This window comes from Vibrio sp. Y29_XK_CS5, assembly GCF_024181835.1.
GTDB classification, from domain to species: Bacteria; Pseudomonadota; Gammaproteobacteria; order Enterobacterales; family Vibrionaceae; genus Vibrio; species Vibrio harveyi.
Genome location: NZ_JAMZAM010000001.1, coordinates 1,653,416 through 1,675,456 on the forward strand (window position 1 = coordinate 1,653,416; position 22,041 = coordinate 1,675,456).

Genomic DNA, 22,041 nt, shown 5'->3' on the forward strand with positions numbered 1-22,041 from the left:
TTCCCCCGCCCTGCTCTTTCTCTGGTACATCGGTCTGCACTACTACCCCGACACTTTTGGTGTGGCTTGCTGCATCAATCCCCCGACCGGTGTACCAGTCTTTTTCAGTGCAGATAATTGATTGTTCAGTGTATGGAATCCACCACAGCTCAATCACTTATCTATACTCTATTCTGACGTCGACTGCCGAAAGGATGGCAGTCAGTGGAACACTGACAGAGCAGGTGCTCATTGACTCAGGACGCAATCTTAGAATAACAGCCAGGACACACTATTATGATTATCTCTGCTTCTACAGATTACCGCGCTGCTGCGAAAGCCAAGCTGCCTCCATTTCTTTTCCATTACATTGATGGTGGTTCATACGACGAGCGCACGCTGAAACGCAACACCGATGATTTAGGTGATGTTGCGTTGCGACAACGTGTTCTGCGTGACATGAGCGATCTAAGCCTAGAGACTGAGATCTTCGGTGAGAAACTTGCTATGCCAATCGCACTTGCTCCTGTTGGTCTTACTGGTATGTACGCAAGACGTGGCGAAGTACAAGCCGCGAAAGCCGCAGAAAAGAAAGGCATTCCTTTCACCATGTCAACGGTATCCGTTTGTCCTATTGAAGAAGTCGCACCTGCGATCGAACGCCCAATGTGGTTCCAACTGTATGTTCTAAAAGACCGAGGCTTTATGAAGAACGTACTTGAGCGCGCGAAAGCGGCAGGTGTAACGACACTGGTTTTCACCGTAGATATGCCAGTTCCAGGTGCTCGTTACCGTGACATGCACTCTGGTATGAGTGGTCCAAATGCAGCGATGCGCCGAGTATTCCAAGCCATGCGCCATCCAAGCTGGGCACTGGATGTCGGTGTATTAGGTAAACCTCACGATTTAGGGAACATTTCTACTTACCGTGGCGAACCAACGAAGCTGGAAGATTACATTGGCTGGCTCGGTGCAAACTTTGATCCTTCGATTTCTTGGAAAGATCTAGAGTGGATTCGTGACTTTTGGGACGGACCAATGGTCATCAAAGGCATCCTAGACGAAGAAGATGCAAAAGACGCAGTTCGCTTCGGTGCAGACGGTATCGTTGTATCCAACCACGGTGGGCGTCAACTTGACGGTGTCCTTTCGACAGCGAAAGCTCTGCCTAGCATCGCAGATGCAGTGAAAGGTGACCTAAAGATTTTCGTCGACTCCGGTATCCGCACTGGTCTGGATGTCGTTCGTATGTTGGCGCTTGGTGCTGACTGTACGTTGCTTGGTCGCTCTTTTGTTTACGCACTAGCGGCACAAGGCGGTGCGGGTGTTGAAAACTTGCTTGATTTGTATGACAAAGAGATGCGCGTAGCGATGACACTCACTGGCGCAAAAACTATCGCCGATCTGTCGCGTGATTCTTTGGTGAAAATTCCATAGACCTTGCCGACTCTCCCCCTAACAAAAAAGCGAGCTCAATGAGCTCGCTTTTTTTAGAAATTTGAATTAGCGGACGTGATGTTCGTATTCAATCACTACTTGGTTGCCTTCAATAAAAACGTTACGAATGTCACCGTCTACGGTCACTCTGTTTTGTAAGTAAACCGAACCAGAACCCGATACATCGCGTTCGGTCATTGATGGGATAACTTGTCCGGGACGAACGTGCAATTGATCACATAACTGCTTAACAAAGCCCAAAGTCAACGGTGCGTTACCGCGTAACAACGAAGAGAACTCATGTAGACTTAAACCTAGACGTTTTGCCATCTCCATTTGGGTAAGGTGCATTTTTGCTTTTTGCGACATCCAAATGTCGTAGAGCGCATTTCGGTCTAGCTCTGTAAATTCCATGGTTCATCTCCGCATTTCAAAGTGACCTTAAAGTCTCATATTTAAATGTGATAAATGTTAGCGATGAGTCAAAGAACCTACAATTGATGGTTCGTATGGTAGTGCTTATCTTTCAATCTACGAGTTCTATCACATCTCATAGGTTGATTTACTCATACTTTACATTTCGTCATACCTATCATTATCTTGAATTAATATAAAAGTCATTAATGCCAATGTAAACAGCAAAACATCCCTGTTACAACACAACGAGACTTTGTCACTTTCGTTCCACCTCATCATTTTTCTAGGGCGAATTGGTAAATTCTGCTACCTTTCCCCCATTGTTCTATAAAAAGAAACTTTACTTATGCCACAGTGGTTTACAGAGCTTCAAACTTACGTCATGGCTAACCACCAAGATTGGAGCAGCAGCGTTTTATTTATCACGATAGCCAGCTTCTTTGCTTGGATTGCTTGGCGTGTCTTGCATTCGCGCCTCTCTATTCTTGTAGAGAAAACCCCCTTCCATTGGGATGACCTTTTATTAGAAGCGTTAAAAACCCCCGTCAGCACACTCATTTGGTGTTGGCCCGCTACGGTATCAATCGGCATTGTTTTGCAAAGTGAGTTAGGCAACGAGTTCAACTGGCTTAGCACACTCAAACTCATCCTAGTGATCAGCATATTAGTTTGGATAGTGATGCGTCTTATCACTAATGTTGAGGACTATGTGCTGGAACAGAAAACTCGTGATGAAACCACGGTGCAAGCGATCGCCAAAGTCGCGCGCCTGTTCTTCATCGTGATTGGTGTGCTTACCGTCATGCAAGCATTCGGGCTTAGCCTTTCTGGTTTGCTAACCTTTGGTGGCGTCGGTGGTTTGATTGTCGGTTTAGCAGCAAAAGACTTACTGTCCAACTTCTTTGGCGGCTTAATGATTTACTTCGATCGCCCATTTAAAGTTGGCGATTGGATTCGCTCGCCAGATCGTAAAATCGAAGGCACTGTTGAACGTATTGGATGGCGCATGACCAGTATCCGTACTTTCGATAAAAGACCGCTCTATGTACCAAACTCAGTGTTCAGCAATATCGTCGTAGAAAACCCATCGCGAATGCTAAACCGACGCATCTTTGAAACGATCGGATTACGTTATGATGATGCAGAAAAAGTACCCGTCATCATCGATGCAGTACGTGAAATGCTACAAAACCACAAAGATATTGATACGCGCCAAACTCTGATTGTGAACTTTGATTCGTTTGGAGCTTCCTCACTAAACTTCTTCATTTACACCTTCACTAAAACGGTGAACTGGGTGCGTTACCATGAAGTGAAGCAAGATGTGTTACTGCAAGTAATGGCGATCATTAAAGAACACGAAGCGGACATCGCATTCCCAACTCAAACGCTCAAGCTCGATCCAATTCAAATGGCGAAAGCACAAGCTCAAGAAGAGCAAGGCTACTAGCGATGCAGACTGCCGTCATCTAACGATGGCTTATCGAATAAGGACCAAGCCCCGGACGTTATGCTGGGGCTTTCTTTTTATCTATAGGACAAGTTCGAGCAACTATTGTTAAAAAGCGTAGGAATTGGATAAGCTAGCTTCAAGCTCAAACGAATGAACAGGACAGCGCAGTGAATTTAAGACAATTGGAAGTCTTTTACGCCATCATGCAAACCGGAACCGTTTCTGGTGCCGCGCGCTTATTGCATGTATCGCAACCCAATGTCACTCGGGTACTTGCCCACACGGAACAACAACTTAGCTTTGCCCTGTTTGAGCGCGTCAAAGGCCGCTTAGTACCGACCCAAGAAGCCAAAGCCCTATTACCAGAAGCCGAGAAAGTCTACCAACAGCTTGGGCAATTTCGTTCCCTCACCAGTAAAGTGAAACAAGGCACTCAGCACTTGAGAGTCGGAGCACCTCCTGTCTTAGCTTCCCAACTGCTTGCTCCAACGGTTGCTGCACTGTCGAAGCAACAAGGCATCTCATTTGAGCTATTAACGGCAAACCGTGATGAGCTGTGTTCAGGCTTACTTAAGCACGAATTGGATGTGGCGATTGCCTTCGGTGAAGAAGCGCCACCCGCAATTTTGAGTGAGGTGTTACTCAAGCAACAACTTGTTCTGATTGCGCCAAAAGAAGCGCTCAGTTCAACTGAGGACTCGGTATCGTTTGATGATTTGATTCAGCACGAATTGCCAATCATCGGCTTGGACAGTCGAGACCCACTCGGTTTGTTGCTTCATCAAACACTCTCGGCACGCGACGAACATTATCACCACGCTATCACAGTACGCAGTTACGCCGCTGCTGCTGAACTGGTCAAACACCATGCCGGCTTTGCGATTGTCGACCCATGGACATCAAAACAGTATCAAGATGATGAATCGGTAAGCGTGCGCTCACTTTCTCCTGCGCTGTCATTTTCAATCTCTATCATGTTTGCGGAACATACACCGCAATCCATTTCGACCAAGCTTTTTATTGATTCACTTAAGCGACATGTGAATCAGTAAGTTAGCACTCACCTTACCCTATAACCTCAAGTTATAGACGCACAACAAATAGGCATTCGGCTTCCCTCTTCAAACTGGCTACATTGTTTGAAAACGCCATTACTTGAACGTATTGGTTAAAAACGTCTTGTTTGAAAACGTACTGTTTAAAAACATACAGAATGACAGAGGGAACCATCATGCAAATTGCTCAACCTTACTTACTTTTTCTTGGTGACGTCACCGATCCATTAGCCGCAAAAACTGCGCGCGGTATCCATCAATGGCGCCCAGAGATTTGCTTAGGGCAGCTTCGTCTTACGTCAGAAACCGTTTCATTAGGTTTAACCGATATGACGCTGCAACAGGCTCAGCAGCAAGGCGCAAAAACGCTCGTCATCGGCACAGCAAACCCTGGTGGTGTTATTCCTGAATCATGGCAAGCGACGTTACTAGAAGCGGCGGAAATGGGGTTTGAAATCGCCTCAGGTATGCACCAACGTCTTTCTGAATTCGCTCCTTTAGATGACTTACAACAACGTGGCTTAACCAAGTTACACGATGTACGCCATTACGATGCCTCGCTCAAAGTGGGTAATGGTAAAGCGCGCTCGGGGAAACGCTTACTAACGGTTGGCACCGACTGCTCGGTTGGCAAGATGTTCTCTGCCCTCGCGATTGAGAAAGCTTTACAGCAATCTGGTTGTAACGCTGAGTTCAAAGCCACAGGTCAAACGGGCATCTTAGTCGCGGGCAGTGGTATTTCGATTGATGCGATTGTCGCGGACTTTATCTCTGGTGCGGTGGAAGCCATCTGCCCTGAGTTTACTGACCACGAATGGGACATCATTGAAGGGCAAGGCTCGTTGTTCAATCCTTCTTTTGCGGGCGTGAGTTTAGGCTTGCTTCACGGCGCACAAGCGGACGCTTTGGTATTGTGTCACGAGATCGGTCGCCCACACATTCGCAACCTTCCCCATGCGAAATTGCCAACGATTGAACAAACCATCGAGGCAAATTTACAAGCAGCACGTTTAACAAACCCTGACACACAACTTGTTGGAATCTGCTTGAATACCTCTGCAATCAGTGAAGATGATGCCGCACAGCTTTGCCAAGAATGGACGGAGAAATACCAAGTGTCCGTAACCGATCCTGTGCGTTTTGGCGTAGAGCAAATTGCTCAACAGATTATTGCGATTTAAGTTGCGATTTAAGGATTGTAGATGCGATGAAAATCCATGTAGAGCCCGTCACCATTGCGATGGCGACGCCTTTTCGTATATCCCGTGGCAGCAGAACTGAATGTCACGTGGTGCGCGTAACCGTAGAACAAAGTGGCATCAGTGCCCAAGGTGAATGTACGCCTTACCCTCGTTACGGCGAGTCGGTGGAATCGGTAATCAAAGCCATTTCTCAAGCCGCTCATGAACTGCAAGGTTTGTTTGCCAAAGGTGACGCGAACATAGTCTCCCTCAGAGAAAAACTACAAACTCTTCTCCCTGCCGGTGCGGCACGTAATGCGCTCGACTGCGCGATGTGGAACTTACAAGCCAAACTCGCAGGCAAGCAACATGCCCAAGATCTATTTGAATTGCCGACATCGATTGTCACTGCGATGACCGTGTCGATTAACACGCCAGAGGCAATGGCAAACCAAACCCGTAGTTACATCGAACAAGGCGCAAAACTACTTAAAGTGAAGCTCGATGGCGAACAAGTGATTGAACGCGTTCGCGCTGTTCGTGAAGCGGCAGGCGATGCGATGATCGTGCTGGATGCGAACGAAGCATGGCAAGAACTGGACTTAGACACCACCTTTGCCGCGCTAGCGCCACTGAATATTGCGATGATTGAGCAGCCTTTACCCTCGAATGACGATGACAAGCTAAAAGACATTTCGCACCCAATTCCACTTTGTGCCGATGAAAGTTGCCATACACGCCAACAATTGCATGAATTGGTAGGCAAATACGAAATGGTCAACATCAAACTCGACAAGACGGGTGGTCTTACCGAAGCCTTATTGCTTGCAGAAGAAGCGAAACACCTTGGTTTTACCTTGATGTCCGGTTGCATGTTAGGCACTTCATTGGCGATGCGTGCAGCGCTACCCATCGCGGTCCAATCGAAAGTGATTGATTTAGATGGTCCGATTTTACTGGGTCAGGATATTGAGCCCGCTTTGGTATATCGAGAAGGAGAAATCGTTCTGTAAAGAAGCGATGATAACCCCATCACCGATTTCATGACCTAGATTAAAAAACAATCACCATCAGCATGAAATAAGTCACATAAATTACGAGGTTATTACGGCATGCTAACACGGTAGTAACCTCTAATGCGCTTTTTCAGCAAGGTGGTGGTTGTATGTATAGAGTCATCCGAAAAATGACATGGAAGACGAACAGGCGGTAAACCCGCCCTACTCCAATGCAGTTCGTACCTGATATCAGGTTTGCTTTGGAACCGTTGATTTGCCGATAACGGCTTACTCGGTTTCGCACGTCATTTGCAAGGAGGCTCTATGCCTATCAATAAGATCCGCAACGTCGCCTTTGTCGGTCAAACGGGTACCGGCAAAACCACACTGATAGAAAAACTGCTCTACACCTGCCAAGCCACTAGCCATTTAGGTTGTGTGGAAAAAGGCGATACGGTGACCGATTTCGACCAACAATCCATCCAATATCAACACAGTATCGAAGCCACCCCAGTCGCCCTAAGTTGGAACAAACACCGCCTCAATATCATCGACACCCCCGGACAAAGTGAATTACTCGGACGCACACTCAGCGTGTTCCCTGCCGTTGAAACTTCCGCGTTGATCATCGACCCACAAATGCCCATCAACCAAACTTCTGACCGCTTGTTCGCCTTTGCTAAAGAGCAGCAAAAGTGCCAGATGATCATCATCAACAAGCTCGATAATCACGGTAACCAACTTGAAGCCGTGATGGAAAACATCATCGAACACTTTGGTGATAATTGCTTACCAATCAACTTACCTTCTGCCGACGCTCAATCGGTCGTAGATTGCTATTTCGAACCAGAGATCGAACGCGACACTTTGCTCGCTAAAGTCGAAGAAGCGCATGAAACCTTGATAGACCAAGTGATTGAAGTCGATGAAGAGCTGATGGAACTGTATCTCGAACAAGGCTCCGAGCTAACAGCAGAACAGCTGCATGATCCGTTTGAAGAAGCATTAAGAACCGGACACGTAATTCCAATCTGCTTTGTGTCATCCGAAACAGGCGCAGGGGTAGAACTACTGCTGAGAACTCTTGCGGAAATCATGCCGATGCCAAATGAAGGCAACCCACCGCTGTTGGAGAAAAACGGCAAAAAGGTCAAAGTAAACTGTGAAGCACTTGAGCACAGCGTAGCTCATGTGTACAAGATCAGCGTCGATCCTTACATGGGCAAACTCGCTTACTTGCGTGTTTACCAAGGTGAAATCAACGCAGGCAGCCAACTCTACATTGGCGAAAGCAACAAAGCGTTCAAAGTCGGTCATCTCTACCAATTGCAAGGCAAAGACAGAACGGAGATCCCAAGGGCGCTTGCCGGCGACTTCTGTGTGCTCGCCAAAGTGGATGAGTTGGAATTTGATTCCATTGTTCATGACTCTCATGAAGAAGATGGCGTGCAACTCAAAACCCTCAACTTCCCTGATTCAATGTACTCGCTGTGCCTAAAACCCGTTAAGCGTGGTGACGAGCAAAAGCTTGGGGATGTACTGAATAAAATCGCCAGTGAAGACCCTTCTCTTCGAATCGAACATCGCGCACGCACTAATGAAACCATCATCAGTGGTCAGGGTGAATTCCACCTCAAAGTAGCGCTGGAGAAAATGTCTTCTGTTTACAAACTGGAAGTGGAAACCAGCCAACCAAGCGTCGAATACTTTGAGACCATAACCAAACCAGCAGAAGGTCATTATCGTCATAAGAAACAGAGCGGCGGCGCGGGTCAATTTGGTGAAGTGCAATTAAAAGTACGCCCACTCGAACGCGGTGCGGGCTTCAAGTTCATTAATAAAGTGGTTGGCGGCGCGATTCCTACTGCACTCATCCCAGCAGTGGAAAAAGGCATTGTTCAGGCATTGGAAGAAGGGGCGATTTCTGGTAACCCAATCAAAGATGTCGAAGTGACCGTTTACGATGGTAAATACCACTCGGTTGACTCGAAAGAAATCGCGTTTGTCATCGCAGGTAAGAAAGCCTTCTTAGATGCGATCAACAATGCAGACCCGATAGTGCTCGAACCGATTGTGCAAATGGAGCTTCATATTCCAACCGCAAACGTGGGTGATGTATCCGGCGACTTATCCGGTAATCGCGGGCTAATTGAAGGAACAGAGCCTATCGACGCAAACTTCACCATGTTAAGAGCCAAGTCTCCAGTCAACGAACTGCAAGATTATGCTCGTCGTCTGCGCTCAATTACTGGCGGTGAAGGTAGCTTTAACATGACACTCAGCCACTACGAACCAGCGCCACCAGCTGTGCAAAAACAGGTCTGCAACGAAGCGACGCAGCAAAGCTAAGGCTTAATACGTTTAACCTCACTAACAAAAAACGCCCTCAAAACTTGAGGGCGTTGTTGTATTCAGTTGAGGTCTATTTGTCTAACGACATACCAATATGTTCAAGCTTGGATTGGAACTGTTCAACACTGTCGGCTTCATAGGTAGGAGAACCGTTAAAATAGCGTGGCTTCTCTGGCAACATCGCATTCTTGAGTTCTTGTTCCTGATCGACATTGTCATGGTACACCGTTACACGGTTTGGGATATCCTGCTTCATAAATGCCATTTTGGTTCTCCTTTATTAAGACGAATCTTAAGCGTAGAACTGAACAAAAAATGCGCAAAAACTCATCATTAAAAACTTGATCTTCTAGACAATATTAGGAACTATTGACCTTTCGAACTTGGCTCTTGGATCTGATAGAGGCGGCGTTCATTCTCTGCGCAAGTAGTCTCACAGTTACACACTTTGTCAACGCCGACGTTATTCAAGCCACCGCAACTGCCTTGAATGCGTTTATTGTGAAAGATCACGCCCAGTGACATCAACAAAATGATGGCTAAGAACCCAAGAAAAGTGAACAACCAAACCATTACTTCACCTCTTTCACGTAAGAAGAAACCAATGCTTTAAGTTTAGTTGGGCGCAACGTCATGAGTGTGTTTTTTGATTGAGATTGAGGATTGATCAATAGCGAAGGCGCTTTTTTGCTACCACAGCCACCGCAACCACCTTTTTTGACGTGATTGGTCGAAGGGCGACCTTGCGTCGCAACCGTTAATGGCGATCGAGGCACACCCATTACATCATCCAGTGAGCTGCGAGTCGATAGCTTAAAGACTTGTTTACCACTGCTCAAGAGCTTACCAAGCGCACGTTCCCCAATGTTGCGAACCAACACTGCATCCACATGATATTCTTGCAAAGATTGAATAAGTTGAGATTTTGCTTTACAGCCAGCTTGTGGCATAGAAGCAATATTAGCTAGGTTTTTCAACAGCCCTTCCGTATCGGAATAAATCGCAATGTATGGGGCTTTTACAAAATGATTGGCGACGCGTTCGCCGTCATTCGGAATAGCGTAAATCATGAGTTTGACTCCTGGTCAGGAAAAACAAGTGCATGACCCTCAACTAGGCTTTTCGCGACTTTAAAACGCGCGCTTTTAACCGTATTACCAAAGGTCTGGCGAGAGACTCCCATTTGGTCGGCAGCTTGCTGCTGGCTCAATCCTTCCAGATCGGCTAATCGCAATGCCTCTAGTTCTTCTGGCAATATGTTGACTTTCTCCAGCTCATAAAACGGTACGCCATTGGGCTTAAAACAATGGTGTGCTGCACGTCCACATATGCGTCTTTCTATTTTTGGTCTCGCCATCACATCCTCTCTACAAAACGCCTTAACCTTACGCTCGTTTATGGCATATGCCAATTATAGTTTTTAGCATATGCCAATATCTTAGTTTGCAAAAATCGTATTCATAGCGAAATATTCGTTAGACATCTAATAATAATGCAACAGCGCATACAAACCACCATACGATTCATTGACATGAGTCGATAAAAAACCTTTCATTTCTGTGGCTATTTTCATCAAAAATTCACCAACACTTTCACGCTCATTAACAAACAAAGCTATAATTCACCTAACACATTAGTTTGAACACTAATGATTAATTAGTTACCCTAAGTGAGCAATTTAGAGAAAGGAAACTCAATATGACGTACAAAACTCCCTTACTACTAGCGATTGGTGCGCTAGCAGCGACCAACGCAAACGCAAGTGAGTGTGGAACGGTTACCATTGCAGATATGAACTGGAACTCTGCAACACTGATTGCCAACGTGGACCGTTTTATTCTTGAGCACGGCTACGGCTGTGATGCCGAACTCATCCCTGGCGACACCATGCCAACTGGCACCTCAATGATCGAAAAAGGACAGCCCGATGTGGCACCAGAGCTTTGGAGTAACAGCCTTAAAGATGCACTAGATAAAGGTGTTGAAGAAAAGCGCCTACGCTATGCTGGTAAAGCACTCGTCGATGGCGGTGAAGAAGGTTTCTGGATCCCTGCCTACCTTGTTAAACAATACCCTGAAATGAAAACCATCGAAGGTGTGAAAAAACACGCGAAGCTGTTCTCTCATCCAGAAGACAAAGCAAAATCGGCATTTTACAGCTGCCCAGCTGGTTGGAACTGTCAAATCAGCGCCGGTAACCTTTTCAAAGCGATGGACCTTGCCGGATCAGGCTTTGATATTATCGACCCAGGATCAAGTGCAGGTCTGTCTGGCTCAATAGCAAAAGCCTACGAACGTGAAGAAGCCTGGTTTGGTTACTACTGGGCACCAACTGCGGTTCTCGGTAAGTACGATATGGTGAAAGTGGATTTCGGTAGCGGCGTTGATGAGAAAGAATTTGTCAGCTGTACGACACAAGCTGATTGCGAAAATCCAAAACCAACCATGTACCCACCTTCACCGGTTCACACCATTACGACTGAAGAGTTTGCTTCACGCTCTCCGGCTGCATACAACTACTTCACTAAACGTGGTTTCACCAATGCAGACATGAACCAATTGCTGGCTTGGATGGAAGACAACCAAGCGGACGGTGAAGAAACCATGTTCCATTTCCTAGAAAACTACCCACAGATCTGGACCGCATGGGTTCCTCAAGACGTAGCTAAAAAAGTGCAAGGTGCACTGTAAGACTTAGACGTTTCGTAAATGGTATAGGAATACCAAAATTGTTGTATGCCGAGGCTCACTTGGGTCTCGGCAAGAAAAGGAAGTAAACATGTCTGACTCGAATTGGCTTAGCGAATTCCCAGAAATGGATCGCTCAGATCTCAGAGCTATCCGCAAAACCCTAGATGGTGCCTACCGCGATTTCTCTCGCGAATACGGCGACCTTATTGAATCATTCTTCGATCCTCTTCTCTCATTTCTCGTTTGGTTCGAAAAACTCCTCATTTCTACACCATGGATGATCATCCTTGGTGTATGTACCGCGTTGGTTTATGCCGCAAGCCGATCGTGGAAACTGGCTGTCGCGTGTTTCGTGTCATTAATCCTGATTGGGTACTTTGGCATGTGGGAAGACACGATGCGGACGCTCAGCATCATCACGGTGTGTACCATGCTCGCCATTGCGCTCGGCATTCCTATCGGTATTGCCATGGCACGATCCAATCGCGTGCAATCCGTCGTGACACCACTGCTCGACGTGATGCAAACCATGCCCGCGTTCGTCTATCTGATTCCGGTCGTTATGCTCCTTGGTATCGGTAAGATCCCAGGTTTGATTGCTGTTGTGATCTACGCGATTCCACCAGTCATTCGTTTAACCAACTTAGGCATTCGACTCGTAGATAAGGAAGTTCTTGAAGCCGCCACCGCCTTTGGTGCAAGTAACAAGCAACGCTTAATCGGCGTACAATTACCTTTGGCAATGCCAACCATTATGGCTGGTATCAACCAAACCATCATGATGGCACTTTCTATGGTTGTTATCGCTTCTATGATTGGCGTTAAAGGCTTAGGTCAGCCAGTATTAAAATCAATTACCAACCAGTATTTCACCCTTGGTCTGCTTAACGGGCTAGCAATTGTGGCACTGGCGATTCTGTTTGACCGAGCGTCGCAAGCTTACGCGAAGCGAACCCAAGCACACTTAGGAGATCTGAAACATGACTAAGCCACTTATTGAAATTAGCGGGCTGTATAAGATCTTCGGACCAAAGCCAAAAACAGTGATTGAGCGAGTAAAACAAGGCCAGAGCAAAGACCAAATTCTGGCTGATACGGGTCATACCGTTGGTTTAAAAGACATCAATCTGCAAATTAACAAAGGCGAAATCTTCGTTATTATGGGGCTATCTGGCTCTGGTAAGTCGACCATGATTCGCCACTTCAACCGTTTAATTGACCCAACCATGGGGCAAATCTTAGTTGAAGGCGTCGACGTAATGCAGCTGTCACCAAAAGAGCTAGAAGAGTTTCGCCGCCATAAAATGTCGATGGTATTTCAACGCTTTGGTCTTTTGCCCCATCGTACTGTGGTTGACAACGTAGCTTACGGCTTGGAAATCCAAGGCATCAAAAAAGAAGCGCGTCTTGCGAAAGCCAATGAATGGTTGGAGACAGTTGGTCTGAAAGGTTACGAGAACCAATACCCTGCGCAGCTTTCTGGTGGTCAGCAACAACGTGTAGGCTTGGCTCGTGCACTGGCGACTGACGCCGAGATCCTATTAATGGATGAAGCGTTCTCGGCACTCGACCCTCTGATCCGTAGCGAGATGCAAGATCAGCTGATTGAACTCCAAGAGAAGCTACATAAGACCATTATCTTTATCACTCACGATTTGGATGAAGCGCTTCGCTTGGGTGACCGTATCGCTATTTTGAAAGATGGCGAGTTAGTACAACAAGGTTCTCCAGACGAGATTCTGCTACACCCTGCCGATGAATATGTAGAGGCCTTCGTGAAGGACGTAAACCGAGCACGCGCTCTGACGGTTGAAACCGTGATGCAGCCACCAGCGTATCGCATTGCAGCAACAACCATTGAAGAAGCCCTTGTTGAGATGAAACGCGTGAAACAAGACTACGCGTACCACGTGACCGATGATGGCTATCAAGGAGTGGTTACCAAAGAGAGCTTGCTAGATGCTGCGAAAACCGATGCCGCACAAGAGCTGGCAGAAGAGATCTACGAAGAAGTGCCTGTTGTCTCTCCTGATTCCGTAATTGAAGAAGTACTTCCAGACACCATGTCTTGTGACTACTCACTGCCGGTTGTGGATGACGAAGGTAATCTGCAAGGTGAACTAGAACGTAGCGCCGTGGCTGAAATCTTTACTGATAATACCGAAGAGGAGTCTCCGTCAAAGGAGGTCAAAACACCACCCGCAATGGATAAAGCATCCTAATACGCAAAAGGCTCATCATCTGATGAGCCTTTTTTATCTGGTCGCGATTTAAAAATTGCGCTACGAAAGTCAAAACATAAACACAAGGAACACAACCAACAGAAAAATACCAAAATAGCTGATGCGTATTCGCATCGCTTTCGACATTGGTTTGTGCGGACGCTTGCCTAAAGTAATAATCGACAGCCCGATATAACCGGTGCAATAACTCAATCTCCACAGGAAAATTTCTATAATAATAGAACGAACAATTGCTCGAAGAACGACTGTAACCAATTCTTCCATTTTCTTCTCCTATCCCTTTTATTTGCAAATCACTGACGTTAAAGATTTTTTCTTACAGAAGCTGTTCAATGGTTTGCTTTGTTCTGACGCAGGTTTAGGAAACAAGTCTATTATTATCACGGTATACCTAAGTGACCTTAGCATACATGCAACGAGATTACTTTGGTATATCAACTTGTTGATTTAGAGAGGAATAAAATGAAAAAGACACTATTAGCACTCACTGGTGCGGTCGTTATTCTAGCAGGCTGTCAGGATGAGAAACCAGCAGAGACAACTGCGGTTGACATTCCTCAGGCCTCAGAAGTTGGAAGCACCGTTGATGCAACACCGATTGAAGAAGAGCAAATGATCACGACAGATACCTTTGTAGATTCTGGTCACAATGCGCAAAATTCGCTGGATTGGAACGGCATTTACAAAGGCAAACTTCCTTGTGCAGATTGCGCGGGTATCGATACAACGCTAACCCTTAACGAAGACGGCACTTATACATTAGTAGAGCTGTATGAAGGCAAAGAAGGCGACCCAATCAAATCAGAAGGTAAGTTCACTTGGAATGAATCAGGCAACACCATTACATTGGTTGATGAGTCTGGTCCAAACCAGTACTTCGTTGGTGAAAACATGCTAATGAAGTTGGATATGAACGGCGAAAAAGCGACTGGCGAACTGGCTTCATTTTACAACCTGAGCAAGATGCCTTAATACGGTATAACCATTTAATCTAGTCCTGATAAAGACCAAATCCGAGCCTCCCCCGCTCGGATTTTTTCATTCTTGTTATTTAGAACGACAATCAAGAATTTTCATTTATTAAGAAAAATAACAATTCAACCAATTGACGCAAACGATTGCTATTGGTAGATTTCGCCATCTTTCTCATTTGTAAGTATGTCGTATGCAAATCTTTAAACGTTTCGCTGCACTTTTTCCTGCAGTACTTTCTTTCTCTGTTTTCGCTCAAACTCAACCAATCCTGGTGCAAGGTGCGATGGATATTGAAACCAGCACCCTAGTTGAAGCATTGGATGATGCCAAACAAACCACCATTGGTTCTTGGACCTTCTGGCAAGGTGATATAGATGGCTATCCAGTCGTGGTTTCTCGTACCGAAGTTGGCTTGGCGAACGCTGCGGCCTCGACCACTATTGCGATTGAACACTTCAATCCAAAGTATATTATCAACCAAGGTACATCTGGTGGTCACGATCCTAAGTTATACCGCAGTGACATTGTGGTTGGCGAAGCGAGTTTCAACATGGGCGCTTACAAGTCTGAGTTTACCGAAAAAGGCAAAGGCATCGACCCAATGAAGTGGCAGAACTTCGACGTAACCATGCGTCTACGTGAAAACGGCGAGTTTGTTGAACACAAACAATTCAAAGCGGATCCGGCACTGGTTGAAACCGCTCTTTCTTTGTCTGAAGAATACAAAAAAGGCAAAGTCGTGAGAGGCTTGATTGGCTCAGCGGACGAATGGAACCGCGAAGTGGATCGTATCAACTGGTTCCATGAAACATACGGTACGTCTGTTGAAGAAATGGAGACTTCCTCTGCGGCATTGGTTGCTCAAGCTTACCAAGTGCCTTTCGTTGGTATCCGTATACTTTCGAACACAGATCAACACAAGCAAGACTTCGATCCGCAAACCGCGGTCGATTGTCAGCTATACACGATTGATGTGATTAAAGCGCTGATCAAAAAGCAATAGTCGCTTTTAGAATCATAAAGGGAGGCTTAGCAAAGCCTCCCTTTTACTTTGTAATCTTGAGTGAGGGCTCAGTCCAAATATACGACGAGCAAGTCTGCCTCAATAGCATTGGCGAGCTTGGGAATAGAAGAGAACAAGCGGCTCATAAACTTATGATGGTGACCACACACCACCAAATCGATGTCATTTTCCTTCGCTATACCAGCCAACTTAATATGTAGATCCCCCACCACCACCATGGACTCGCTAATTGGATAATCACTCTGCTTAGCTAAAGCATCAAGTTCTTGCATTAGCTTTTGCTCGTCCTTCGATTCCAGCGCGACCCTATCGTGATCAACAAAAACAAAAGACACCTTACTGTTTGCATCTCTTGCCATCGCAATAGCTTTGTCGATCACTACTCGACTCGAATCTGATAAATCAACTGCCACCAAAATGTGCGCGTAGCTCATGATACTCTCCCAACTGACCTGCCTAAACTAAGTCTAGCATCACAAGGAATACCACGAAGCAATCACACAATCTGCGCTATAAGCACTGCTGTTTAAGCCAGTTAGTCAACTTGATGATTTCAGGCTGGCGAGCACGATTCTTCTTATGTACAAAGTAAAAGCTATCCCCAGTTTCTAAGCCGTGAGAGGGGATATAAACCAAGTCTTGAGCCTTATCCCGTTCATTCAACATAAAGTCATTGGCAAACGTAATGCCTTGGTCATAGCGAGCAGCTTCGATAGCCAGCAGCATGTGACTGAAGTGCTGCATATCAATATCTTTTGGCAACTCAAACCCACCGGCTTTGCACCACTCTGACCAATCTTTACCGCGCTCACGATAGATAGAATCAGTCGAAAGAATCGGATAGTGCCAGAGTGCATCCGGCATTGGTTGGTCTTGAATTTCTTTCCAGATATTGAGGCTACATACCGGATACAAAGTCTCATCATATAAACGCACAGCCACGTAATTACGCTTAGGCTTCTGCACTGTGATAAAACAGTCACCAACGCTGTCGGTTTGTTCTGGATCTCCTGCAACCATGTTGAGCGTAAGATCAATTTCCGGATGCTGACGCTTGAAGTCCGCCAATCGTGGGATTAACCATTTCACCGCCAGCGAGCTGTAAATTGCCAAGCGTAGACTGCCCTTTTCGCCTTCACGCACTTTTTGACTCGCCATCGCAATGGCACTAATAGCAGGACTGATATCTTCAAGATAACGAAAGCCAGTATCCGAGAGCGATAACTTACGCCCCTGACGAATGAACAGGGCTTCACCAAGGTAGTCTTCTAATATACGAATCTGATGACTCACCGCACTTTGCGTCACGTTGAGCTCCTCTGCTGCAAGGGAAAAGCTCAAATTACGAGCAACGGATTCGAAACAGTGAACCGCTCTAAGAGGTGGCAATTTCATTATCTAAAAATCTCATACTTAAACTAATAAATATCATTTCACTTCATCCTATGACATCACCTACTCTTTGGCAAAGAATGAGGAGAGGAATAACGTGAAAGTCACATCTGTCGGCGCAGCCATGCTGCTATTAATTGTTGGTAACCTAATTGCGGTGCTCTCAGACGCTTTGATCAAAAGTGTCGGTAACGAGGTGCCGGTTTTTCAGTTCGTGTTTTACCGACAATTGTCAGCGGTGATGATTTTATTGCCTGTATTCTTGCTCACCAAACAAGCCCCATTGATGGAAGGCTTTAAATGGCATGCAGTGCGTGCCCACGTTTGGCTAACTGGTGCGATTTTTATGGTGTTTGCCATCTCTTCAATGCCACTCGCTACGGCAAATGCGATCTTTTATGCAGCTCCTTTGATCATGTTGCCACTGGCAGCCATCTTCTTTGGAGAGAAACTTTCTGCACAATCTATTGCAGCGGCAGTGATGGGCTTTGCAGGCGTGCTTGTGATTATTCGTCCTGATCAGATTGATTGGGCGGCGCTATCGGCATTGGTTGTCGCAGTCACTTTGGCGATCAACAACCTGCTAATTCGGAAGTTACCGAAGAACCAATCCGTACCACACACACTTTTGATGACGAACCTAGCCGGTATGCCTGTATCACTCTTGTTGGTGTTTATCGAGGGAGAAGCATGGGATTGGAGTTCATTCCCTGTGGCGGCAGGTTCAAGCTTATTCATCATGATTTATGCAGCAACCTGCGTGTTGGCTTATCGCTCTATCGATAGCAACAAAATTGCTAGCGCAGAATACAGCGGCTTAATTGGTGCCGTGATCGTTGGTTTGATTTGGTTCGGTGAAGTGCCAGATATCTTTATGGCAATCGGCACGGTAATGATTGTCGTGCCTCTGATTTGGCTATCAAAACGAGAACGCCGCAAACAAAAGCAAGCACAAGCCGCCAAACTCGCAGAAGAGCAACATCACCGAGCCCCTGCAGCGTAAGTATTTAAAAAGCCGAGCGTTCATCGCTCGGCTTTTGTATTTTAGTATCCGATATTCATGCTCGCTTCTGAAACTCACTCTATGCGCAGACATCAACACAACACCCGAATTGTCGTTGCCCTTAATTACTTGTAGAAGAGGTGATCTTACCTAGCCCGTACAGCGTGATTTCTCGCTCATTCATATTGTAGATATTGTCAGCCGATGCTGCGTTTATAGTGAAGTAGTAAAAGCCTTCTGGGTCGGGTAATCCCATTTTTCTGTAGTAATCAATGTATGGCTGATGATATTCGTGACCAACAGGAAAGTCTGTGGCAATGTCATCCCCAGCTCCCCAAGAATGCACTCCGATCGTCGCCCCACTTTCTATCGTTCTATTCACGCCAGCTACAAACAAATCTGTACCACCAGAGGCTATCTCTCCATCAGCAGCAATGTAAGAATCTAAATGGCTTGCACGTACTTGGTAAGCAAGCTCTAGGTTTGCATCATCATCAGCAGAACCATCAATACTAATAAACTTAAGTAGTTTAATCTCTGGGTGCTTTTTCATCATACGTTCAAATGCAGCAGGTGACCCTTTACAAACGACCCCTTGTAATTCTGCCACATCCCCCTTAACTGCAAAGGACAGACTAGGTTCATCTGGAAACAGTTGATCTCCACATTGTGATACAAACAAATTAGGTGCATTAGCTGGAGTAGAAGAATGGCTTTGTCCCTCGATACCACAGCCTGTCAACGCAATCAAAATAATCATCGTCAATGTTTGTTTCTTCATTACTACTCCAATAAAACATCATTCAATAAAGAGACAAATTTTAAACAAAAAAACAGCCTCTTCTATCGATGCTTACATACGCTTACAGACTCTCCCAATGCTCGTCTCGCTGTTAACGTCATCGAACTTGAAATTCAATGAAGCGTTGCCTGCTATAGTTAAAACAGTAAATAACAAAATTAAGGCAGCATTGAATTCATCATTACCTCTCGGAAACTCTCAACACTCGGGCTTTTTTGTGCAAGAAATCGCTCTTGATTCAATTCAGCGCTGCCACTTTTTTGAGGGTCTGCGCATGCAAATTGGTTTGAAAACGACACTTCAATTCCTTGTAATTACAACATTTTTGCTTCTTTCTTTACTGACTAGTTCCTCTAACGCTTCTCCGCTTAAGGTCGGGACTTACCCATGTCCTCCTTTTGTTATTGGTTCTGTTGACAGTGATTTGAACGGTCTCAGCATTGAATTATGGGAGCAAATTGCCAAAGAAATGAGCGTCGAGTTTCGTTTTGAAAACCAACCTTTAGACGATCTACTCAACGCGATAGAAACAGAACAAATAGATATAGGTGTTTCATGTATTTCTATCACTCCAGAACGCGAACTGTTCGCTGATTTTTCTCATTCTTTCTACGAAACCCATCTCGCGATTGCGGTAAAAAACCAAGGCTATCTGCATACCTTGCAATCTATCTTTTTGAACCCGGCTTTGTGGCTCATCGTTGGTGCCATCATATTGGTAGCTGGCTTAGTCGGAGCATTTTTCTATGCGTTAGAAGAAGGGAAAAACGAAAAGTTATATTCAATGAAAAACAGAAGCGGTCGCTGGGTTGAAAGCTTTATTCTTGGCTTGCTGTTTATTACCCGAGGACCGTTTAACTACTTTGAATTTAAAAGCTTAACTGGGCGAATTGTGACGGTATTCATTGGTGTTTTCAGCATGCTTTTTATCGCCAGTATTACTGCAGTTTTGGCTAGCAAACTCACCCTTAGCCAAGGTTATTCACAAATCAAAGGTATCAATGATCTTGCCAATGTTGAAGTCGGTACCAAAACGGCTACCACCTCTTCCTTGTTACTCACTAGCTTTGGCATTCGCCACAAAGACTATGCAGACATGACGGCGCTTTTAACTGCCTTAGACAAAGGAGAAGTCGAGGCGATTGTCGCGGATGATGTTGTGCTCAAATACATGATTGGCAGTAGCAGACTATCTGGGCAATTTGAGGATTTAGAAGTGTTGCCGTACCAACTAGAAAAACAGAACTACGGCTTCATCATCACAGAGAATAACCGTTATGAGGAAGAAATTAACCGCGCGCTGTTACAAATCCGTGAATCACGAAAGTGGCGTAAAACGTTGGTCGACTATTTCGCAGACAAGTAGTATTCACCACTATCTTCTAAAACGAAAAAAGCCCTTAAGTTCAATGAACAAAAGGGCTTATGTATTCAATCTAGTTGGCGATTATTGCGGTAGAACCACTTTACCATCTTGAATTGGGAAAGTTTTGCCTGCAGGTTTGCTCTTCATGCGCACAGTCGTTGGTGCACCTGCAACTTCATAAGTGACATCGTAACCTACTACTTTTTCTGAAGTGGTGTATTCAGTGTGGCATTGTTTCTCTGTTGAAGTCACAACATCGCCCTTCTGCACATTGTCTTGAATTTCACGCCCCGCCATTGCACCGGCGATGGTTCCTGCCGCCGTTGCAATCACTTTGCCTGAACCACCACCGATTTGGTTACCTAGTGCAGCACCCGCCGCCGCACCGCCAACCGTGCCAAGGATCTTGTTGTTGTCTTTAGGTGCAACTTGATGCGTCACTACGACATCTTTACACACTTGATGTGGGCTCTTCACGGTTTCAGTTACCGCTTCAACAAGCGTAATGTTTGCTTCAGTTGGTGCAGGTGGCGTTTTGTCTTTACAGCCTGCTAGTACAGCAACCACTGCCGTCGCGATTGCGATAGATTTCATATTCATGGATTACTTCCCAGTACAGTTATCTTTGATTGGCGGTATAGTAAATCGAGAACTGGAATTCACATCAGGTAAAAACAAGCCCGAGGTCATTAGCAGGTTAAAAAACGGCGTTTTATAAACGGAATGTCAGGAGGTAATCTTGAAAAGGTCAATCGGAGCCAGATCACATCAATGCTGACTATGAATCGCCCAGCAACTACTAAGTCAGATTGAGCAAACTTTAAGCAACCACCATCCATCGAGTCCAAAAGGCGAGCAAAATCGATGCGAACATGACCCAAACCAGCGTCGCGGCTGTCAGTGTAACCACCAAGCTCAAGCGGTAGCTAAAGTAAAAGACAGACATCAGATACGCCGCATAAGGTATTAGAGAGTAGATACCGAACAGTGCGGTTTGGCGCAGTGCCTCCATATCTCGCTCGCTGCCCACAATAAAGTGCGCAATCAATGCGAAGGTCGGAAACAAAGGCACCAAACCTGCAATATAGAAGCTTTTTGATTTAGAGAGCATGGCAATGACGAGTACTGCCACCGCACCGAGTAACGATTTGAGAAAAAGACTGGTCATCAATATCTATCAAACCGTCTAAGCTAAACTCAAAAACAGCTCATCATCTGTCAGATATTTATGACGATGGCTTAGACTGCGTAAGTGCATAAACATAAAGTCAGGAAAACCTGGAGCAATGACGTTGTTTGGCTCCCAGAAGATGCCACCCACGAAAACGTAGCGGCCTTGCTTTTCATCATCATGCAAAGGGTTATTGATTGGTGTCGACAATTCAGCGCGGCATCCTTCAACCACACAGACGATTTGCCCTTTAAAAATGCCAATTACACGTTTAACAAGGTTCGCTTTTATTCCGCACTTCCATGCTTGGCGCGTTGCCCACTCATAACCGTGTTTGTTAATCGCTTTTTTCTGTAAATGCACAACCAAATTCATCGCTCATTCCCGAGTTGACCTTTGTTTGTACTATAACCAAATCGCCTTCTCGGTTTGCCGATTTTAATTTGTCGAAACCATAGAAGATAAAAATCAAGAAACGGGAGCTTTACAACAATTCGCCTTT

25 protein-coding genes are annotated in these 22,041 nt (G+C 45.6%); 13 read left to right on the forward strand and 12 right to left on the reverse strand.

Annotation, left to right across the window (positions count from 1 at the left end; genetic code table 11):
- Positions 1 to 276 precede the first annotated feature (276 nt).
- Positions 277 to 1,416, forward strand: coding sequence for an FMN-dependent L-lactate dehydrogenase LldD (gene lldD, locus NL647_RS07365; protein WP_005452916.1), 1,140 nt, complete (start codon positions 277 to 279; stop codon positions 1,414 to 1,416).
- A 66-nt stretch (positions 1,417 to 1,482) separates the two neighbouring features.
- Here lldD and NL647_RS07370 read toward each other — a convergent pair whose 3' ends face one another.
- Positions 1,483 to 1,830: a helix-turn-helix transcriptional regulator gene (locus NL647_RS07370; protein WP_253649914.1), complete on the reverse strand. Its 348-nt coding sequence runs from the start codon at positions 1,828 to 1,830 to the stop codon at positions 1,483 to 1,485.
- Positions 1,831 to 2,179: 349 nt separating this feature from the next.
- Here NL647_RS07370 and NL647_RS07375 point away from each other — a divergent pair, with 349 nt between their 5' ends.
- From NL647_RS07375 to fusA, 5 genes are all read left to right on the forward strand, one after another.
- Entirely contained in the window at positions 2,180 to 3,283 is a 1,104-nt protein-coding gene (locus NL647_RS07375; RefSeq protein WP_026138297.1) for a mechanosensitive ion channel family protein, read from the forward strand.
- A 170-nt stretch (positions 3,284 to 3,453) separates the two neighbouring features.
- Positions 3,454 to 4,338, forward strand: coding sequence for a LysR family transcriptional regulator (locus NL647_RS07380; RefSeq protein WP_047514134.1), 885 nt, complete (start codon positions 3,454 to 3,456; stop codon positions 4,336 to 4,338).
- A 179-nt stretch (positions 4,339 to 4,517) separates the two neighbouring features.
- A complete protein-coding gene (dgcN, locus tag NL647_RS07385) occupies positions 4,518 to 5,522 on the forward strand; it encodes an N-acetyltransferase DgcN (RefSeq protein ID WP_253649915.1) in 1,005 nt (334 codons plus the stop codon).
- Between the two features lie 26 nt (positions 5,523 to 5,548).
- Positions 5,549 to 6,535: an N-acetyl-D-Glu racemase DgcA gene (dgcA, locus tag NL647_RS07390; RefSeq protein WP_253649916.1), complete on the forward strand. Its 987-nt coding sequence runs from the start codon at positions 5,549 to 5,551 to the stop codon at positions 6,533 to 6,535.
- A gap of 309 nt (positions 6,536 to 6,844) precedes the next feature.
- Entirely contained in the window at positions 6,845 to 8,869 is a 2,025-nt protein-coding gene (gene fusA / locus NL647_RS07395) for an elongation factor G (RefSeq protein WP_253649917.1), read from the forward strand.
- Between the two features lie 73 nt (positions 8,870 to 8,942).
- On the opposite strand, the gene NL647_RS07400 is transcribed toward fusA, so the two are convergent.
- The 4 genes from NL647_RS07400 to NL647_RS07415 form a co-directional block, all read right to left on the reverse strand.
- Positions 8,943 to 9,137 carry a hypothetical protein gene (locus NL647_RS07400; RefSeq protein ID WP_253649918.1) on the reverse strand — a complete coding sequence of 65 codons (195 nt, stop codon included), beginning with the start codon at positions 9,135 to 9,137 and terminating at the stop codon, positions 8,943 to 8,945.
- Positions 9,138 to 9,238: 101 nt separating this feature from the next.
- Positions 9,239 to 9,445 (reverse strand): (Na+)-NQR maturation NqrM, encoded by a 207-nt coding sequence (gene nqrM, locus NL647_RS07405; protein WP_005452936.1) that lies wholly within the window; start codon positions 9,443 to 9,445, stop codon positions 9,239 to 9,241.
- Positions 9,445 to 9,942: a NifB/NifX family molybdenum-iron cluster-binding protein gene (locus NL647_RS07410; protein ID WP_005452938.1), complete on the reverse strand. Its 498-nt coding sequence runs from the start codon at positions 9,940 to 9,942 to the stop codon at positions 9,445 to 9,447. Before NL647_RS07410 ends, nqrM begins: the two co-directional genes overlap by 1 nt.
- The gene (locus NL647_RS07415) at positions 9,939 to 10,229 is read right to left on the reverse strand and encodes a DUF134 domain-containing protein (protein ID WP_005452940.1); all 291 of its coding nucleotides are present in this window, start codon (positions 10,227 to 10,229) and stop codon (positions 9,939 to 9,941) included. The genes NL647_RS07410 and NL647_RS07415 overlap by 4 nt, the downstream gene beginning before the upstream one ends.
- Before the next feature lie 341 nt (positions 10,230 to 10,570).
- On the opposite strand from NL647_RS07415, the gene NL647_RS07420 reads away from it, so the two are divergent.
- The 3 genes from NL647_RS07420 to NL647_RS07430 all read left to right on the forward strand — a co-directional run bounded on the left by NL647_RS07420 (position 10,571) and on the right by NL647_RS07430 (position 13,785).
- Positions 10,571 to 11,563: an ABC transporter substrate-binding protein gene (locus NL647_RS07420; RefSeq protein WP_005452943.1), complete on the forward strand. Its 993-nt coding sequence runs from the start codon at positions 10,571 to 10,573 to the stop codon at positions 11,561 to 11,563.
- A gap of 88 nt (positions 11,564 to 11,651) precedes the next feature.
- On the forward strand, positions 11,652 to 12,551 hold the full coding sequence (locus tag NL647_RS07425) for a proline/glycine betaine ABC transporter permease (RefSeq protein WP_029788247.1): 900 nt from the start codon (positions 11,652 to 11,654) through the stop codon (positions 12,549 to 12,551).
- Positions 12,544 to 13,785, forward strand: coding sequence for a glycine betaine/L-proline ABC transporter ATP-binding protein (locus tag NL647_RS07430; RefSeq protein ID WP_029788248.1), 1,242 nt, complete (start codon positions 12,544 to 12,546; stop codon positions 13,783 to 13,785). Before NL647_RS07425 ends, NL647_RS07430 begins: the two co-directional genes overlap by 8 nt.
- 69 nt (positions 13,786 to 13,854) lie before the next feature.
- On the opposite strand, the gene NL647_RS07435 is transcribed toward NL647_RS07430, so the two are convergent.
- The gene (locus NL647_RS07435; RefSeq protein WP_005452947.1) at positions 13,855 to 14,070 is read right to left on the reverse strand and encodes a hypothetical protein; all 216 of its coding nucleotides are present in this window, start codon (positions 14,068 to 14,070) and stop codon (positions 13,855 to 13,857) included.
- 198 nt (positions 14,071 to 14,268) lie between these two features.
- Between NL647_RS07435 and NL647_RS07440 the strand changes: the two genes are divergently transcribed.
- Both NL647_RS07440 and NL647_RS07445 read left to right on the forward strand, forming a co-directional pair.
- A complete protein-coding gene (locus NL647_RS07440; RefSeq protein ID WP_050904135.1) occupies positions 14,269 to 14,778 on the forward strand; it encodes a copper resistance protein NlpE in 510 nt (169 codons plus the stop codon).
- A gap of 193 nt (positions 14,779 to 14,971) precedes the next feature.
- Positions 14,972 to 15,784 (forward strand): 5'-methylthioadenosine/S-adenosylhomocysteine nucleosidase, encoded by an 813-nt coding sequence (locus NL647_RS07445; RefSeq protein WP_050933437.1) that lies wholly within the window; start codon positions 14,972 to 14,974, stop codon positions 15,782 to 15,784.
- Positions 15,785 to 15,852: 68 nt separating this feature from the next.
- Here NL647_RS07445 and NL647_RS07450 read toward each other — a convergent pair whose 3' ends face one another.
- Positions 15,853 to 16,239: a universal stress protein gene (locus tag NL647_RS07450; protein WP_038899338.1), complete on the reverse strand. Its 387-nt coding sequence runs from the start codon at positions 16,237 to 16,239 to the stop codon at positions 15,853 to 15,855.
- Between the two features lie 76 nt (positions 16,240 to 16,315).
- Complete coding sequence (locus NL647_RS07455) at positions 16,316 to 17,200, reverse strand: LysR substrate-binding domain-containing protein (RefSeq protein ID WP_061065940.1); 885 nt, start codon at positions 17,198 to 17,200, stop codon at positions 16,316 to 16,318.
- 94 nt (positions 17,201 to 17,294) lie between these two features.
- On the opposite strand from NL647_RS07455, the gene NL647_RS07460 reads away from it, so the two are divergent.
- Positions 17,295 to 18,200 (forward strand): DMT family transporter, encoded by a 906-nt coding sequence (locus NL647_RS07460; protein WP_049534830.1) that lies wholly within the window; start codon positions 17,295 to 17,297, stop codon positions 18,198 to 18,200.
- A gap of 121 nt (positions 18,201 to 18,321) precedes the next feature.
- Here NL647_RS07460 and NL647_RS07465 read toward each other — a convergent pair whose 3' ends face one another.
- Positions 18,322 to 18,981, reverse strand: a complete 660-nt coding sequence (locus NL647_RS07465) for a hypothetical protein (RefSeq protein WP_005452963.1) — start codon at positions 18,979 to 18,981, stop codon at positions 18,322 to 18,324.
- Positions 18,982 to 19,276: 295 nt separating this feature from the next.
- On the opposite strand from NL647_RS07465, the gene NL647_RS07470 reads away from it, so the two are divergent.
- The gene (locus NL647_RS07470) at positions 19,277 to 20,368 is read left to right on the forward strand and encodes a transporter substrate-binding domain-containing protein (protein ID WP_038899365.1); all 1,092 of its coding nucleotides are present in this window, start codon (positions 19,277 to 19,279) and stop codon (positions 20,366 to 20,368) included.
- Positions 20,369 to 20,449: 81 nt separating this feature from the next.
- Here the strand turns inward: NL647_RS07470 and NL647_RS07475 are convergent, their stop codons facing one another.
- The 3 genes from NL647_RS07475 to NL647_RS07485 form a co-directional block, all read right to left on the reverse strand.
- Positions 20,450 to 20,968: a glycine zipper 2TM domain-containing protein gene (locus NL647_RS07475; protein WP_253649919.1), complete on the reverse strand. Its 519-nt coding sequence runs from the start codon at positions 20,966 to 20,968 to the stop codon at positions 20,450 to 20,452.
- Between the two features lie 220 nt (positions 20,969 to 21,188).
- A complete protein-coding gene (locus NL647_RS07480; protein WP_253649920.1) occupies positions 21,189 to 21,536 on the reverse strand; it encodes a GlpM family protein in 348 nt (115 codons plus the stop codon).
- A gap of 18 nt (positions 21,537 to 21,554) precedes the next feature.
- The gene (locus NL647_RS07485; protein ID WP_005452972.1) at positions 21,555 to 21,914 is read right to left on the reverse strand and encodes a hypothetical protein; all 360 of its coding nucleotides are present in this window, start codon (positions 21,912 to 21,914) and stop codon (positions 21,555 to 21,557) included.
- Between the last annotated feature and the right edge of the window lie 127 nt (positions 21,915 to 22,041).

Coding starts and splice junctions, on each gene's coding strand:
- NL647_RS07450 (WP_038899338.1), bottom strand. CDS start 16,239: ATGAGCTACGCGCACATTTTGGTGGCAGTTGATTTATCAGATTCGAGT.
- NL647_RS07440 (WP_050904135.1), top strand. CDS start 14,269: ATGAAAAAGACACTATTAGCACTCACTGGTGCGGTCGTTATTCTAGCA.
- NL647_RS07475 (WP_253649919.1), bottom strand. CDS start 20,968: ATGAATATGAAATCTATCGCAATCGCGACGGCAGTGGTTGCTGTACTA.
- NL647_RS07470 (WP_038899365.1), top strand. CDS start 19,277: ATGCAAATTGGTTTGAAAACGACACTTCAATTCCTTGTAATTACAACA.
- NL647_RS07370 (WP_253649914.1), bottom strand. CDS start 1,830: ATGGAATTTACAGAGCTAGACCGAAATGCGCTCTACGACATTTGGATG.
- NL647_RS07410 (WP_005452938.1), bottom strand. CDS start 9,942: ATGATTTACGCTATTCCGAATGACGGCGAACGCGTCGCCAATCATTTT.
- NL647_RS07425 (WP_029788247.1), top strand. CDS start 11,652: ATGTCTGACTCGAATTGGCTTAGCGAATTCCCAGAAATGGATCGCTCA.
- NL647_RS07485 (WP_005452972.1), bottom strand. CDS start 21,914: ATGAATTTGGTTGTGCATTTACAGAAAAAAGCGATTAACAAACACGGT.
- NL647_RS07445 (WP_050933437.1), top strand. CDS start 14,972: ATGCAAATCTTTAAACGTTTCGCTGCACTTTTTCCTGCAGTACTTTCT.
- NL647_RS07400 (WP_253649918.1), bottom strand. CDS start 9,137: ATGGCATTTATGAAGCAGGATATCCCAAACCGTGTAACGGTGTACCAT.
- lldD (WP_005452916.1), top strand. CDS start 277: ATGATTATCTCTGCTTCTACAGATTACCGCGCTGCTGCGAAAGCCAAG.
- dgcA (WP_253649916.1), top strand. CDS start 5,549: ATGAAAATCCATGTAGAGCCCGTCACCATTGCGATGGCGACGCCTTTT.
- NL647_RS07415 (WP_005452940.1), bottom strand. CDS start 10,229: ATGGCGAGACCAAAAATAGAAAGACGCATATGTGGACGTGCAGCACAC.
- NL647_RS07455 (WP_061065940.1), bottom strand. CDS start 17,200: ATGAAATTGCCACCTCTTAGAGCGGTTCACTGTTTCGAATCCGTTGCT.
- NL647_RS07420 (WP_005452943.1), top strand. CDS start 10,571: ATGACGTACAAAACTCCCTTACTACTAGCGATTGGTGCGCTAGCAGCG.
- NL647_RS07430 (WP_029788248.1), top strand. CDS start 12,544: ATGACTAAGCCACTTATTGAAATTAGCGGGCTGTATAAGATCTTCGGA.
- nqrM (WP_005452936.1), bottom strand. CDS start 9,445: ATGGTTTGGTTGTTCACTTTTCTTGGGTTCTTAGCCATCATTTTGTTG.
- fusA (WP_253649917.1), top strand. CDS start 6,845: ATGCCTATCAATAAGATCCGCAACGTCGCCTTTGTCGGTCAAACGGGT.
- dgcN (WP_253649915.1), top strand. CDS start 4,518: ATGCAAATTGCTCAACCTTACTTACTTTTTCTTGGTGACGTCACCGAT.
- NL647_RS07375 (WP_026138297.1), top strand. CDS start 2,180: ATGCCACAGTGGTTTACAGAGCTTCAAACTTACGTCATGGCTAACCAC.
- NL647_RS07435 (WP_005452947.1), bottom strand. CDS start 14,070: ATGGAAGAATTGGTTACAGTCGTTCTTCGAGCAATTGTTCGTTCTATT.
- NL647_RS07480 (WP_253649920.1), bottom strand. CDS start 21,536: ATGACCAGTCTTTTTCTCAAATCGTTACTCGGTGCGGTGGCAGTACTC.
- NL647_RS07465 (WP_005452963.1), bottom strand. CDS start 18,981: ATGAAGAAACAAACATTGACGATGATTATTTTGATTGCGTTGACAGGC.